General features: G+C 72.2%; 10 protein-coding genes and 1 pseudogene. 6 read left to right on the top strand and 5 right to left on the bottom strand.

What is annotated here, in order from left to right; translation table 11 throughout:
• Window positions 1-6 precede the first annotated feature (6 nt).
• Both AB0M29_RS02175 and nuoN read left to right on the top strand, forming a co-directional pair.
• The gene (locus AB0M29_RS02175) at window positions 7-1,602 is read left to right on the top strand and encodes an NADH-quinone oxidoreductase subunit M (protein ID WP_365377568.1); all 1,596 of its coding nucleotides are present in this window, start codon (window positions 7-9) and stop codon (window positions 1,600-1,602) included.
• Complete coding sequence (gene nuoN, locus AB0M29_RS02170; protein WP_365377565.1) at window positions 1,599-3,257, top strand: NADH-quinone oxidoreductase subunit NuoN; 1,659 nt, start codon at window positions 1,599-1,601, stop codon at window positions 3,255-3,257. The genes AB0M29_RS02175 and nuoN overlap by 4 nt, the downstream gene beginning before the upstream one ends.
• Window positions 3,258-3,360: 103 nt before the next feature.
• Here nuoN and egtD read toward each other — a convergent pair whose 3' ends face one another.
• The 4 genes and pseudogenes from egtD to egtA all read right to left on the bottom strand — a co-directional run bounded on the left by egtD (window position 3,361) and on the right by egtA (window position 7,910).
• Complete coding sequence (gene egtD, locus AB0M29_RS02165; protein WP_365377667.1) at window positions 3,361-4,338, bottom strand: L-histidine N(alpha)-methyltransferase; 978 nt, start codon at window positions 4,336-4,338, stop codon at window positions 3,361-3,363.
• Window positions 4,339-4,395: 57 nt separating this feature from the next.
• Window positions 4,396-5,121, bottom strand: a pseudogene (egtC, locus tag AB0M29_RS02160) (ergothioneine biosynthesis protein EgtC); the annotation flags it as partial.
• A complete protein-coding gene (egtB, locus tag AB0M29_RS02155) occupies window positions 5,121-6,422 on the bottom strand; it encodes an ergothioneine biosynthesis protein EgtB (RefSeq protein ID WP_365377664.1) in 1,302 nt (433 codons plus the stop codon). The pseudogene egtC and the gene egtB, both read right to left, overlap by 1 nt.
• Window positions 6,423-6,617: 195 nt before the next feature.
• A complete protein-coding gene (gene egtA, locus AB0M29_RS02150) occupies window positions 6,618-7,910 on the bottom strand; it encodes an ergothioneine biosynthesis glutamate--cysteine ligase EgtA (RefSeq protein ID WP_365377563.1) in 1,293 nt (430 codons plus the stop codon).
• Window positions 7,911-8,328: 418 nt separating this feature from the next.
• On the opposite strand from egtA, the gene AB0M29_RS02145 reads away from it, so the two are divergent.
• From AB0M29_RS02145 to AB0M29_RS02130, 4 genes are all read left to right on the top strand, one after another.
• Window positions 8,329-9,357, top strand: coding sequence for a polyprenyl synthetase family protein (locus AB0M29_RS02145; RefSeq protein ID WP_365377560.1), 1,029 nt, complete (start codon window positions 8,329-8,331; stop codon window positions 9,355-9,357).
• A 344-nt stretch (window positions 9,358-9,701) separates the two neighbouring features.
• Window positions 9,702-10,868 carry a DUF2092 domain-containing protein gene (locus AB0M29_RS02140; RefSeq protein ID WP_365377557.1) on the top strand — a complete coding sequence of 389 codons (1,167 nt, stop codon included), beginning with the start codon at window positions 9,702-9,704 and terminating at the stop codon, window positions 10,866-10,868.
• Between the two features lie 78 nt (window positions 10,869-10,946).
• Window positions 10,947-11,903: an ABC transporter ATP-binding protein gene (locus AB0M29_RS02135; RefSeq protein WP_365377554.1), complete on the top strand. Its 957-nt coding sequence runs from the start codon at window positions 10,947-10,949 to the stop codon at window positions 11,901-11,903.
• On the top strand, window positions 11,890-12,825 hold the full coding sequence (locus tag AB0M29_RS02130; RefSeq protein ID WP_365377552.1) for an ABC transporter permease: 936 nt from the start codon (window positions 11,890-11,892) through the stop codon (window positions 12,823-12,825). The genes AB0M29_RS02135 and AB0M29_RS02130 overlap by 14 nt, the downstream gene beginning before the upstream one ends.
• A gap of 1 nt (window position 12,826) precedes the next feature.
• On the opposite strand, the gene AB0M29_RS02125 is transcribed toward AB0M29_RS02130, so the two are convergent.
• Window positions 12,827-13,438: an NAD(P)H-dependent oxidoreductase gene (locus AB0M29_RS02125; protein ID WP_365377549.1), complete on the bottom strand. Its 612-nt coding sequence runs from the start codon at window positions 13,436-13,438 to the stop codon at window positions 12,827-12,829.
• Window positions 13,439-13,459: the final 21 nt, after the last annotated feature.

Raw genomic sequence — 13,459 nt, 5'->3', positions numbered from 1 at the left:
TAGCTGATGTCGTTTCCTCTCCTGACCGCCATCACCGCGCTGCCCGCGGTCGGCGCCGTCGCCACCGCGGCGGTGCCTGCGGCGAAGAAGACCGCCGCCAAGTACACGGCGCTGGGCTTCTCGCTGGGCACCCTGGTGCTGGCCGCGATCGCGCTGGTCCGCTTCGACCCGGGCGGCCCGCGCTACCAGCTCACCGAGTCGCACGCCTGGATCAAGGACTTCGGTCTCCGCTACGACCTCGGGGTCGACGGCATCGCGGTCGTGCTGGTCGCGCTGACCGCGCTGCTGATCCCGTTCGTGATGCTGGCGGGCTGGCATGACGCCGACCCGCTGGAAGACGCCAACCCCAATCGGCGCTGGCGGCCCACCCAGGGCTTCTTCGCGCTGATCCTGCTGGTCGAGGCGATGGTCGTGATCGCCTTCGAGTCCACCGACGTCTTCCTCTTCTACATCTTCTTCGAAGCCATGCTCATCCCGATGTACTTCCTCATCGGCGGCTTCGGCGACCGCGCGCACTCCGGCGGCGAGGAGGAGGCGGCACGGCAGCGGTCGTACGCGGCCGTGAAGTTCCTGCTCTACAACCTCGCGGGCGGCCTGATCATGCTGGCCGCGGTGATCGGCCTGTACGCCGTCACCGCCCACCAGCTCGGCGCCGGCACCTTCTCGCTCCAGGACATCCTGGACGCGCGGGCCAGCGGCAAGCTGCACATCGCGACGTCCACCGAGCGGTGGCTCTTCCTCGGCTTCTTCTTCGCCTTCGCGGTGAAGGCGCCGCTGTGGCCGCTGCACACCTGGCTGCCCAACGCGATGGGCGAGTCCACCGCGCCGGTCGCGGTGCTCATCACCGCGGTCGTCGACAAGGTCGGCACCTTCGCGATGCTCCGCTTCTGCCTCCAGCTCTTCCCGGAGGCGTCCAAGTGGGCCACGCCGGTGATCATGGTGCTCGCGGTGATCAGCATCATCTACGGCGCGCTGCTCGCCGTCGGCCAGCGCGACATCAAGCGGCTGATCGCGTACGCCTCGGTGTCGCACTTCGGCTTCATCATCCTGGGCATCTTCGCGATGACCACCCAGGGCCAGAGCGGCGCCACGCTCTACATGGTCAACCACGGCATCTCCACCGCCGCGCTGATGCTGGTGGCGGGCTTCCTGATCACCCGCCGCGGATCGCGGGTCATCGCGGACTTCGGCGGTGTGCAGAAGGTCGCCCCGGTCCTCGCGGGCACCTTCCTCATCGGCGGACTCGCGACGCTGTCGCTGCCGGGGCTCGCCCCCTTCGTCAGCGAGTTCCTGGTCCTGGTCGGCACCTTCAGCCGCTACCCGGTGCTCGGCATCGTGGCGACCGCGGGCATCGTGCTCGCCGCGCTCTACGTGCTGGTGCTCTACCAGCGGACGATGACCGGCCCGGTCAAGGCCGGCATCGAGGGCATGGCCGACCTCAAGGCCCGTGAACTGGTCGTGGTGGCACCGCTGATCGCGCTGCTGCTCTTCCTGGGCGTGTACCCGAAGCCGGTGACGGACATCGTCAACCCGGCGGTCGGCCACACCCTCTCCGACGTGCACAAGACCGACCCCAAGCCCGCGCTGGAGGCGAAGAAGTGAGCGCATCCGACAACGGGACCGCCGTCCACAGCCTGTGGACGACGGCGGCGCCAGCCGTCGACAAGATCCCGACCCCGCACATCGAGTACGCCCAGCTCTCGCCGGTCTTGATCGTCTTCGGCGTGGCGATGGTGGGCATTCTCGTCGAGGCGTTCCTGCCGCGGCGCTCGCGCTACACCGCCCAGCTCGTGCTCTCCGTGGTCGGCCTCGCCGCAGCCTTCGCCGCCGTGGTCGCCCTCGCCGAGAAGGGCTACGGCACCACCAGGGCGCACATCGCCGCGATGGGCGCGGTGGCCGTGGACGGCCCCGCGCTGTTCCTGCAGGGCACCATCCTGCTGGTCTCCCTGGTGGCCGTCTTCACCTTCGCCGAGCGCCGCCTCGACCCCAGGGCGCACGGCAACCAGGTCGACTCCTTCGCCGCCCAGGGCTCCGCGGTGCCCGGCGGCGACCAGGAGAAGGCCGCGGTCAAGGCCGGGTTCACCACCACCGAGGTCTTCCCGCTGCTGCTCTTCGCGGTGGGCGGCATGCTGGTCTTCCCGGCCGCCAACGACCTGCTGACGCTCTTCGTCGCCCTCGAGGTCTTCTCGCTGCCGCTGTACATCCTGTGCGCGCTCGCCCGGCGCAACCGGCTGATGTCGCAGGAAGCGGCCGTGAAGTACTTCCTGCTCGGCGCCTTCTCCTCGGCCTTCCTGCTCTTCGGGATCGCCCTGCTCTACGGCTATTCCGGCACGGTCACCTACGGCGGCATCGCGTCCGTCATCGACGGCACCGCCCCGATGACGCCCGCGCTCGCCAACTCGACCGGCAACGACGCGCTGCTGCTCATCGGCATGGCCATGGTCGGTATGGGCCTGCTCTTCAAGGTCGGCGCGGTGCCCTTCCACATGTGGACGCCGGACGTCTACCAGGGCGCGCCCACCCCGGTCACCGGCTTCATGGCCGCCGCCACCAAGGTCGCCGCCTTCGGCGCCCTGCTGCGGCTGCTGTACGTGGTGCTGCCGGGTATGCGCTGGGACTGGCGGCCGGTCATGTGGGGCGTCGCGATCGTCACCATGCTGATCGGTGCGATCATCGCGGTCACCCAGACCGACGTGAAGCGGCTGCTGGCCTACTCCTCGGTGGCGCACGCCGGATTCATCCTGGCCGGTGTCATCGCGACCACCCCCTCCGGCGTCTCGTCGGTGCTCTTCTACCTGGCGGCGTACTCGTTCGTGACGCTCGGCGCCTTCGCGGTCGTCACGCTCGTCCGGGACGCCGGCGGCGAGGCCACCCACCTGTCCCGGTGGGCCGGGCTCGGCCGCCGCTCGCCCCTGGTCGCGGCGGTCTTCGCGGTCTTCCTGCTGGCCTTCGCCGGTATCCCGCTGACCTCCGGCTTCGCCGGGAAGTTCGCCGTCTTCAAGGCGGCGGCGCAGGGCGGGGCGATGCCGCTGGTGATCGTGGGTGTGATCTCGTCGGCGATCGCGGCCTTCTTCTACATCCGGGTCATCGTGCTGATGTTCTTCAGCGAGCCCAAGGCCGACGGCCCGTCCGTCGCCGTACCGAGCCCGCTGACGTCCACCGCCATCGCCGTGGGCGTCGCCGTCACCCTCGTCCTGGGTCTTGCCCCCCAGTACTTCCTGGACCTGGCCGACAAGGCGGGCGTCTTCGTCCGCTGACCCCGCTGACCCCGCTCACCCCGCTCCACACCGCCGCCCGGCGCTCTCCTCCCAGGAGAGCGCCGGGCGGCGGTGTGTGGTGCCCGTGCCGGTGCCCGCGGCGCTAGTTGGGCACCGCCAGCAGCAGGGCGAAGCGCTCCTCGGGGTCGGTCCACCACTGGCGTACGGTGAAGCCGCCGTCGTGGAGCTCGGCGGTCAGCGACTCGCGGCGGAACTTGCAGGAGATCTCGGTGCGCATCTCCTCGTCGGGTGCGAACTCCGCGGTGAGGTCGAGGTCGCGGATCTTGACGGTCTGGGCGGCGCGGGAGCGCAGCCGCATCTCGATGCGCTCCTCCTCGGCGTTCCAGACCGCGACGTGGTCGAAGGTGTCGGGGTCGAAGTCGGCGCCGAGTTCGCGGTTGAGCACCGCCAGGACGTTCTTGTTGAACTCGGCGGTGACGCCCTGGCTGTCGTCGTAGGCGCGGACCAGCACGTCCGGGTCCTTGACCAGGTCCGCGCCGAGCAGCAGGACGTCGTCGCTGCTCAGGGCGAGGCTCAGGGTGCGGTAGAAGGCGCGCCGCTGGGCGCTGTCGAAGTTGCCGATGGTGCTGCCGAGGAAGGCCAGCAGCCGCGGGCCCGGCTCGTCGGACAGCGCCAGGTCGCTCTCGAAGTCGGCGACGGTGGCGGTGACGTCCAGGCCGGGGTAGTCGCGGACGATGGCCTCGCCCGCCTCCTCCAGCGCCGAGGCGCTGACGTCCAGCGGCGCGTAGCGGACCAGCGAGCCGCCCGCGGTCAGCGCGTCCAGCAGCAGCCGGGTCTTGCGGGAGCTGCCCGAGCCGAGCTCGACCAGGGTGCTCGCCCGGGTCAGCGCGGCGATCTCGGGGGCGCGGCGGGTGAGGATCTCGTGCTCGGCCCGGGTCGGGTAGTACTCCGGCAGCCGGGTTATCTGTTCGAAGAGATCGCTGCCGCGCTTGTCGTAGAACCATTTCGGCGGCAGGGTGCGCGGCGGGGCGACAAGGCCCTGGAGCACGTCGGCCCGCAGGGTGTCGGTGAAGTAGTCGGCGGGCAACCGGTCGTCGAGGGTGAAGCGGTTCGCTGTCATGGGGTGCCTGTCCTCGGGGTCGGGGCGCCGGGCGGCCGCCGGGCGCAGCGGGACGATCCGGACACCGGACGCACTCGCCAGCAGCAGCGAGCCGTCCGGGACCTCCTGCCAGTCGCCGGGCGCGTCATCGGGCTCGGAGGCGACCAGTACCCCGCCGGGCGTCACGCGGTACCAGAGCGTGTCGCCGTGGCGGGAGGCGGTGATGGTGCGGCCGTCGGTCAGCAGCAGGTTCAGCCGGGCGCCGGGCCGGGCGGCGGCGACCTCGCGGACCACCGACGCCATCGCCCCGCCGGGCGGCTGCCCCTGGCGCAGCCGGCGGGCGAGCATCGCCCACAGCAGGGCCGAGTCGCAGCGCGACTCCATGGCCAGCAGATCGGCCGCGGTCAGCCCCTCGGGGGCCAGCCGCGTCCAGTCCGGGACGGCGCCGTTGTGGCTGAAGAGCCAGCGGCCGTCGCGGTAGGGCGCCGCGGCCGACTCGTCCGGGCTGGTGCCCTCGGTGGCCGAGCGGACCGCGGCCAGTACGGCGCCGCTGCTGATCGTCCGGGCCAGCTCCGGCAGGTTGGGGTCGGCCCAGACCGGCACGGCCCGCCGGTAGCGGGCCGGGACCGCCCAGCCGTCGTCCTCCGCCGGCGGGTACCAGCCCACCCCGAAGCCGTCGGCGTTCACCACGCCGTGCGTCTGCAGCCGCGGCTGCCACGACTGCTCGTAGAGGCCGCGCGGCGGCCTCGTCAGGAGCTGGGCCAGCGTCACCGGCGGCCCCACGTACGCGAGATGGCGGCACATCAGCCAGCCCCACCGCCCTCGCCCGCGGCCGCGTCCCGCGCGGTGCGGAAGCCGGAGAAGATCTGCCGGCGGATCGGGTAGTCCCAGTTGCGGAAGGTGCCGCGGACGGCGACCTGGTCGCTGCCGAAGGACCCGCCGCGCAGCACCTTGTAGTCGGGCCCGAAGAAGACGTCCGAGTACTCCTTGTACGGGAACGCCTCGAAGCCCGGATACGGCGAGAAGTCGCTGGCCGTCCACTCCCAGACGTCGCCCAGGAGCTGCCGGGCGCCGCTGGGGGCGGCGCCGCGCGGGTAGCTGCCCGCGGCCGCCGGGCGCAGATGGCGCTGGCCGAGGTTGGCGTGCTCGGCGGTGGGCTCCTCGTCGCCCCACGGGTAGCGCCGGGAGGCACCGGTCGCCGGGTCGTGCCGGGCGGCCTTCTCCCACTCCGCCTCGGTCGGCAGCCGCCGCCCGGCCCAGCGGGCGTACGCGTCCGCCTCGTACCAGCACACGTGCACCACGGGCTCGTCCGCCGGTACGGCCTCGGTCCTGCCGAAGCGGCGGCGCGTCCAGCCGCCCGCCGCGTCGCGCTCCCAGAACAGCGGCGCCTCGAGCCCGGCGTCCTGGACGTGCCGCCAGCCGCCCTCGGTCCACCACCGCTCGTCGCGGTAGCCGCTGGCGGCGATGAACTCCTGGTAGGCGCCGTTGGTGACCGGCACGGTGTCCAGCCAGAAGGTGTCCACCTCCACCGGGTGGCTGGGCCGCTCGTTGTCCAGCGCCCAGGGCTCGGTGGTGGTGCCCATGGTGAACAGGCCGCCGGGGACCAGGACTTCGGCGGGCAGCGTCGCCGCGTCGGCGGGCGCCGCGGGCGGTTCGGGGGCCTCCAGGACGGCGTGGCCCCGGCGGAGCTGGTGGGTGGCGAGCATCGTCTCGTCGTGCTGCTGCTCGTGCTGGGCGAGCATCCCGAAGACGAAGGCGCCCGCCAGCAGCGGCTCGGCCTGCCCCGGCCCGGTGTCGACCGCGTCGAGGACGTCGAGGGTCTGCTCGCGGACGTCGGCGACGTACTGGCGGGCCTGCGCGGGGCCCAGCAGCGGCAGGGCCGGACGGTCCGCGCGCGGGTGCTGGAAGGCGTCGTACAGGGGGTCCAGGTCCGGCCGCAGCCCGGGGCGGCCGCCGGCCTCCCGGACCAGCCACAGCTCCTCCTGGTTGCCGATATGGGCGAGGTCCCAGACCAGGGGGGACATCAGCGGCGAGTGCTGGGCGGACAGGTCCGCGTCGTCGACGCAGTCGGTGAGGGCCAGCGTCCTGCGGCGCGCGGTCTCCAGGGCGGCCCGGGCCCGCGCCTTGAGGGCCGTGCCGGAAGCGGCTTCGGCGGCGGCTCCCGACGGGGAACCGGCAGTGACGGAAGTGGCAGGACTGTCAGAAGTTACGGAAGATGGAGAAGGTGCAGGTGAGGCACTGTTTTCGGCCGTGTTCCGGCTCGTGGTGCGAGGGTTTGTCACGACATGCCTTCCGGAGGGTCAGCCGCGCCGCAGCGCGTCCAACTGGTCGTGGGCGGGACATCGGCCGCGTTCGGGATAGCGCTCGGCGAAGTCGGCGACCGCCTCCCGCAGGGCCGCGGGAGCACCGGAGCGCACCAGCGCGCTCTCGGCCGCGGCGAAGCAGGCGCGGGCGGCCTTGCCGATCTCGGGGTCGGCCAGGCCGATCCGGGCGGCGCGGCGCCAGACGTCGTCGGGCGGGAGTGGTTCCCCGTCCGGGCAGAGCGGCTCGGTGGCCGCGTGGGCCGTGGCGGCGGCGACGGGATCGTCGAGCAGTGTCGCGGCCAGCACGGTCGGGACGACCCAGGCGTCGCCGTCCTGGGCGTCGGTCATCCTCAGCTCCAGCCAGCCGCGCGGTCTGACCGGGGGGAACAGCGTGCTGAGGTGGTAGTCCAGGTCCTCCCTGGTCGGCCGTCTCAGGCCGCGGGCGCCGCGCAGCCAGCCGCGGAAGGTCAGACCCGGGGGCGCGGACCAGTCGGGCGCCGCGGACCCGCCAGAGCCGTTCTCCGCGGCCTGGCCGTTCCCGGCGTCCTCCTCCTGGCGCACGCACAGAAGGCGCGCGTCGAGGGCGTACCGCGCCCATGCGGTGCGCGGCTCCTCGTGGTGCCGTGGATGACTGGTGCGGCCGGGGTCCATCCGGCTCCAGACCGCCTGCCGGGTGGAGAGCCAGCCGGTCGGTCTGCCGCCCTGCAAGGGCGAGTTGGCGAAGGCCGCGACCAGGACGGGTCCGATCCGGTGGGCCAGCTCCCAGCGGAACCGGTAGCCGGTGACACCTTCGGAGTCGTCGCCCGCGTCCAGGTTGACCTGGAGTGCGGCGGTGCGCCGCATCATCGTGCGGCCCCAGGGCCCCTCGCGGTCGAAGAAGCGTTCCATCGCCCGGTAGCGGGGATGGTCGAGCACCCGGGGAGGGTCGCGGTACGGGTCGAGCCCGCGGCCGACGAGGACCAGTCCGGCCTCGTCTGCGGCCTGCCGCAGCACCGCGGCGTCGGCGGCCATGGCCGCCACACACGCGGCGAGCGTGTCGGCGGGGGCTGAGCTGAGCTCCACCTGCCCGCCCGGTTCACGGGTGAGTCTGCTGCCGTGCGGCAGACCGCCCGGCGCCTCGACGGCCGCGAGCGCCTGGTCCAGCCGGTCGGCGGATATCAGTGATCGGGGGTCGGAGCGGTCCGTGACCAGCCACTCCAGCTCCACGCCCGTACGTGCGGGCGGACCGGTCTTGAAACAGACCCCGCGCACGTGCGCCTCCGCCTCGTCTTCACAGAGAACGGCTGCCATCGGTCCACCTCCTCTCTTTCCGTCGGGGGTCTTACCCCGAAGCGAGGACATGTCACATGTTGCTCGGGCGAGTGTAGTTGACCTTGTTGCGAGATGGTCTTACAGAACGATGAACGTTCATCGGACAGGTGTCCGAACAGGATTCCTTCCCGCTGGACAGGACTTATGCCAGGAAAACCAGCATTTCGGATCATAATCGGAGTGATCCCTTTCGGCCTGGCGTGGGGGGGTGCGCGGGGGCCGATTCAGGGTGATGCCCCGGCGGTGATCCACTCCCGACCGGCTACGCTGCCGGTGTAGGCGGTGCCGGACCCACCGGCTGCGCCGCACCCGCAGTACCGCAGGGTACGAGCCGTGCAGAGCCGTTCGGTGCCAGTCCAGACCGCCAGAAGCCAGATCAGCGACAGGAGTACCCCTCGTGACCGTCGTCGGGCCCTTCGGGCTGAGCGTGTGGGACGAGGCCCTTGAGGCCGATGTCCAAGCCGGTCTCGCGGCCGTCGAGGAGGGCCTGCTCGAGGCCACCAAGAGCGACGTGCCGTTCATCACCGAGGCGGCCCGGCATCTGGTGACGGCCGGAGGGAAGCGGTTCCGGCCACTCCTGGTGATGCTCGGGGCACAGTTCGGCGACCCGCACGCCCCTGGCGTGGTGCCCGCCGCCGTCGTCGTCGAGCTGACGCACCTGGCGACGCTCTACCACGACGACGTGATGGACGAGGCGGAGGTGCGCCGCGGCGTGCCCAGCGCCAACAGCCGCTGGAACAACTCGGTGGCCGTGCTCACCGGCGACTTCCTCTTCTCCCGCGCCTCCCACATGCTGGCCGACCTCGGCCCCGAGGCGGTCCGGGTGCAGGCCGAGTCCTTCGAGCGGCTGGTCACCGGGCAGATCATGGAGACCGTCGGGGTGGCCGACGGCCGCGACCCGATCGAGCACTACCTGGAGGTCCTGGCGGGCAAGACCAGCTCGCTGATCTCGGTCTCCTGCCGGTTCGGCGCCATGATGGCGGGCGCCGACGAGTCGGTGATCAGCACCCTCACCCAGTACGGGGAGCGGATCGGGATGGCCTTCCAGCTCGCTGACGACGTCCTCGACATCGCCAGCGACAGCCACGAGTCCGGCAAGACGCCCGGCACCGACCTGCGCGAGGGCATCGCGACCCTGCCGGTGCTCTATGTGCGCGGCCAGGTCGCCAGGACCGTGCAGGAGGGCGGGACGCCCTCGGCGGCCGACCGGCGGCTGTGCGACCTGCTCGACGGCGACCTCAGCGACGACGCCCGGCTCGCCGAGGCGCTGACGCTGCTGCGCGGCCACCCGGCGCTCGAACTCGCCCGCCGCGACACCGTGCGGTACGCCGACGAGGCGCGCGCCGCGCTCTCACCGCTGCCCGACTGCACCGCGAAGCTGGCGCTCGCCGGCCTGTGCGACGCGGTCGTCCACCGCGCGGGCTGACCTCCCCGCCGCTCTCCTCCGTCTCGGGGTTCACCCCTCATCTCCCGTGTACGGTCTCAGGGTTCGTCATCCCGGGGGCGTACACAGGGTTGCATCCGTCGGCTGATGTGCCGGCGTGGCCGATTTGGTCAGATGGAGACACCCACTTCACGGCGGACCGGGCGACAATGGCCTGGGGAGTGGACGAGTGCGAGGCAGCAACCGCCGCTGACGACGGAGGTAGAAACGCAATGGCACGGATCCAACCGGCACAGTTCCCGGAGCACCCGGAGACGGATGAGCCCGGCGGCGGGGGGCGGGGCCGCAAAGCCGTGCGATACGCCGTCCCGATCGCGGTGGCGGGTATGGCGGCAGCGACCATCAGCCTCGTCCCGGCGCTCGCGGACAGCGGCAGCCCCTCGCTGCCGTCGATCACGGCGGAGCAGCTTCTGACGAAGATGGCCGCCTCCGACACCCAGACCGTCTCGGGCACGGTGAAGGTCACCACGGACCTCGGCCTGCCCGACGTCCTCACCGGCGGCGCGACCTCCAGCCTCTTCGGCGGCGGTGGCCCCGGCGGCGGCAGGGGCCCGGGGAAGGCGGACAAGGGCGCCGCGGCGCCGCAGTCCCAGCTCACCCAGCTCCTCGCGGGCAGCCACACCCTGCATGTGGCCGCCGACGGTCCCGACCGGCAGAAGATCTCGGTGATCGAGACCGCCGCCGAGTACAGCATCATCCACAACGGCACCCAGGTGTGGGCGTACGACAGCGCGTCCAACTCCGTCTACCACGCGACGGCACCCAAGGAGCAGCGCGGCAAGGCCGACAGCGGCAAGCTGCCGGACGACGTCCCGACCACCCCGCAGGCCGCCGCCCAGCAGATACTCAAGGCGGCCGACGGCAAGTCGTCGATCAAGGTCGACGGCACCGCGCGGGTCGCGGGCCACTCCGCCTACGAGCTCACCGTCACCCCGCAGCACGCCGACTCCACCACGGTGGGCGTGATCCGGATCGCGGTGGACTCCAAGACCGGCGTCCCGCTGAAGTTCACGCTGACGCCCAGGGGCGGCGGCAAGGCGGTCTTCGACATCGCCTTCACCAAGGTGAGCTTCGGCAAGCCGTCCGCGAGCACCTTCGACTTCACGCCGCCGAAGGGCGCGAAGGTCACCGAGGACAGCGCGGCGGGCAAGGGCGCGGGCACCGGCCAGGACCACAGCCACAACGGCCGGGTCCACACCGACCCCAAGGGCACGGGCGGTTCCGGCGAGCACACCGTCATCGGGTCCGGCTGGGACTCGATCGCCGTCATCAAGGCGCCGGCCGGCCTGCCGTCGGGCGCCGAGAAGAACGGCAGGGGCAAGGCCGACTCGCTGCTCAACAGCTTCGGCACCAAGGTCAGCGGGCCCTTCGGCTCCGGCACCTACTTCCACACCCGCCTGGTCAACGCACTGCTGACGGACAACGGCACGCTGTACGTCGGCGCCGTGAACCAGTCCGCTCTGACCGCGGCGGCGAACAGCGCGGCCAAGTAGGCCACCGCGGCCGGGTGAGCGCCGCCCTGACAAGGCGGCACTCACCCGGACCGTACGGCTTCCAGCAGAGGGAGAGCGATGGCACAGCCGCCGGCCGAGGCCGACGTGGTGATCGAGACCCGCGGTCTCGCGAAGCACTACCGCGGCACGCTCGCGGTGGACGGTCTCGACCTGCGCGTGCCGCGCGGCAGCGTGTTCGGCTTCCTGGGGCCGAACGGCTCGGGCAAGACCACCACGATCCGCATGCTGATGGGCCTGATCGCGCCCACCGCGGGCACCGCCAGGGTGCTCGGCAGCCCCATGCCCGGCGCCTCCAGGACCGTACTGCCCCGGGTCGGCGCCCTGATCGAGGGACCGGCGCTCTACGGGTTCCTGTCCGGCCGCGACAATCTGCTGCGGTACGACGCGGCCGACCCCACGGCCGACCCGCGGACCCGGCAGGCGCGGGTCGCGGCGGCCCTCGACCGGGTCGGCCTCGCGGCGGCCGGGGCGAAGAAGGCCAAGGCGTACAGCCTCGGCATGAAGCAGCGGCTGGGCCTGGCCGCGGCGCTGCTCCAGCCGCGGGAGCTGCTGGTGCTGGACGAGCCGACCAACGGCCTCGACCCGCAGGGCATGCGGGAGATCCGTTCCCTGGTACGCGAGTTGGCCGCGGACGGCACCACGGTCTTCCTCTCCTCGCACCTCCTCGACGAGATCGAGCAGGTGTGCACGCACGCGGCCGTGATGGCCCGCGGGCGGCTGCTCACCCAGGGACCGGTCGCGGACCTCGCCGCCGGGACGCTGGGGCGGCTGTCGGTGACCACCCCGGACCTGGCGGAGGCTGCCGCCGTACTCAAGGAACACGGCGTGACCGATCTGGCCACTACGGAGCAGCGGGTCACCGGCGAACTGCCCGCCGATCCGCCGGACCTGGCCGAACTGAACGCGGCACTGGTCGCGGCCGGAGTGCGGGTGCGCGGCTTCGGACAGGAACGCGCCTCGCTGGAGGACGCGTTCGTGGCGCTCACGGGGGAGGGCTTCGATGTCGCGGGCTGACGCTGCGGCGGACACCGTACATGAACCGGCGCGGGACGGCGGCGGGGAGCCGGACTCCGGCACCGCGCCGCGCACACCGAATCCGCTGTGGTCGCTGGGGCTGTTCCGGTCCGAGCTGATCACCGTCTTCCGGCGCTGGCGCACCCTCGCGCTCTTCGCGGTCCTGGCGGGCGTCCCGCTGCTGGTGGGTATCGCGGTGCGGATCGAGACCAGGAACGGCGGCGGCACCGGCGGGCGCGGCGGCGACGGCGGCCCCGCGTTCATCGAACAGGTCAGCAACAACGGCCTGTTCCTGACCTTCGCCGCCCTCGCCGCGACCCTGCCGTTCTTCCTGCCGATGGCGATCGGCGTGGTCGCGGGTGACGCGGTCGCGGGCGAGGCCAGCACCGGCACCTTGCGCTATCTGCTGGTCGCCCCGGCGGGCAGGACCCGGCTGCTGCTCGCCAAGTACGCCTCGGTGCTCGCCTTCTGCCTGGCCGCGACGCTGGTGGTGGCGGTGTCGGCGCTCATCGTGGGCTTCGCGCTCTTCCCGGTGGGCGATGTGACGCTGCTGTCCGGCACGACCATCTCGCTCTCCGACGGGCTGCTGCGCGCGCTGCTGATCGCCGCGCTGGTGGCGGCCTCGCTGGTGGGGATGGCGGCGCTCGGCCTGTTCATCTCGACGCTCACCGACAGCGGTATCGGTGCGATGGCGGCCACCGTGGGCCTGCTGATCACCGTGCAGATCGTGGACCAGATCCCGCAGCTGCACGCGATACAGCCGTACCTCTTCCCGCACTACTGGCTGAGCTTCGCCGACATCCTGCGCGACCCCGTGACCTGGGACGGCATCGCCAAGAACCTGGGCCTGCAGGCGCTCTACGCGGCCGTGTTCGGCTCCGCGGCCTGGGCGCGCTTCACCACCCGCGACATCACGGCCTGAGCTACCCGGCGAAGAAGGTCTTGGCCCGGCGCAGCGCCGCCTCGTCGTGCAGCAGCTCGCCGGGGCGGTTGCCCTCGCCCAGCAGGACGCCGCCGAAGCGCATCCGCATGTAGCGGGCGGTCTTCTCCACCGTGCCGACCAGCGGGTCCGCGTCGCTGGGGTCCTCGCCCGCGAGCGCGGTGACGCCCCACAGGGTGCGGCCCGCCATCCGCGGCTTGAAGTCGACGCCGGGCACCCGCATCCAGCCCGACCAGTGGTCCAGGTAGAGCTTGGTGTGCGCGGAGACGGCGTACCAGTACAGCGGCGAGACCAGCACCACGTCGGTCGCGTCGAGGGTGGCGTCCAGCAGGGTACGGGCATGGCCGGTGGGCGGGGCGTACACGCCGTCGCCGGTGTGCCGGGAGTCGGTGAACTCGGGCAGCGGCAGATCGGTCAGCCGCAGCCACCGCTGCCCGGTGGCGGTGGGCAGCTGCTCGGCCGCGCGGCGGGCCAGCGCCTCGCTGTTGCCGTCGGCGCGGGTGCTGCCGAGCAGGAACAGGAAGCGGCGCCCGGCGGCGGTGGCGGCCTCGGCAGGGGTGGCGGCCGGGTCGGCCACCGGGGAAGTCTCATGCATGTGCAAATAGTGCGCGCGCAT

This window comes from Streptomyces sp. NPDC051976, assembly GCF_040680795.1.
Classification (GTDB): domain Bacteria; phylum Actinomycetota; class Actinomycetes; order Streptomycetales; family Streptomycetaceae; genus Actinacidiphila.
This window is presented reverse-complemented; position numbering and strand designations above follow the sequence as displayed.

Excerpts from the sequence above, each read along its gene's own strand:
- AB0M29_RS02135 (WP_365377554.1), top strand. The coding sequence starts at position 10,947 with ATGGCACAGCCGCCGGCCGAGGCCGACGTGGTGATCGAGACCCGCGGT.
- AB0M29_RS02140 (WP_365377557.1), top strand. The coding sequence starts at position 9,702 with ATGGCGGCAGCGACCATCAGCCTCGTCCCGGCGCTCGCGGACAGCGGC.
- AB0M29_RS02125 (WP_365377549.1), bottom strand. The coding sequence starts at position 13,438 with ATGCATGAGACTTCCCCGGTGGCCGACCCGGCCGCCACCCCTGCCGAG.
- egtA (WP_365377563.1), bottom strand. The coding sequence starts at position 7,910 with ATGGCAGCCGTTCTCTGTGAAGACGAGGCGGAGGCGCACGTGCGCGGG.
- egtD (WP_365377667.1), bottom strand. The coding sequence starts at position 4,338 with ATGACAGCGAACCGCTTCACCCTCGACGACCGGTTGCCCGCCGACTAC.
- AB0M29_RS02175 (WP_365377568.1), top strand. The coding sequence starts at position 7 with ATGTCGTTTCCTCTCCTGACCGCCATCACCGCGCTGCCCGCGGTCGGC.
- AB0M29_RS02130 (WP_365377552.1), top strand. The coding sequence starts at position 11,890 with ATGTCGCGGGCTGACGCTGCGGCGGACACCGTACATGAACCGGCGCGG.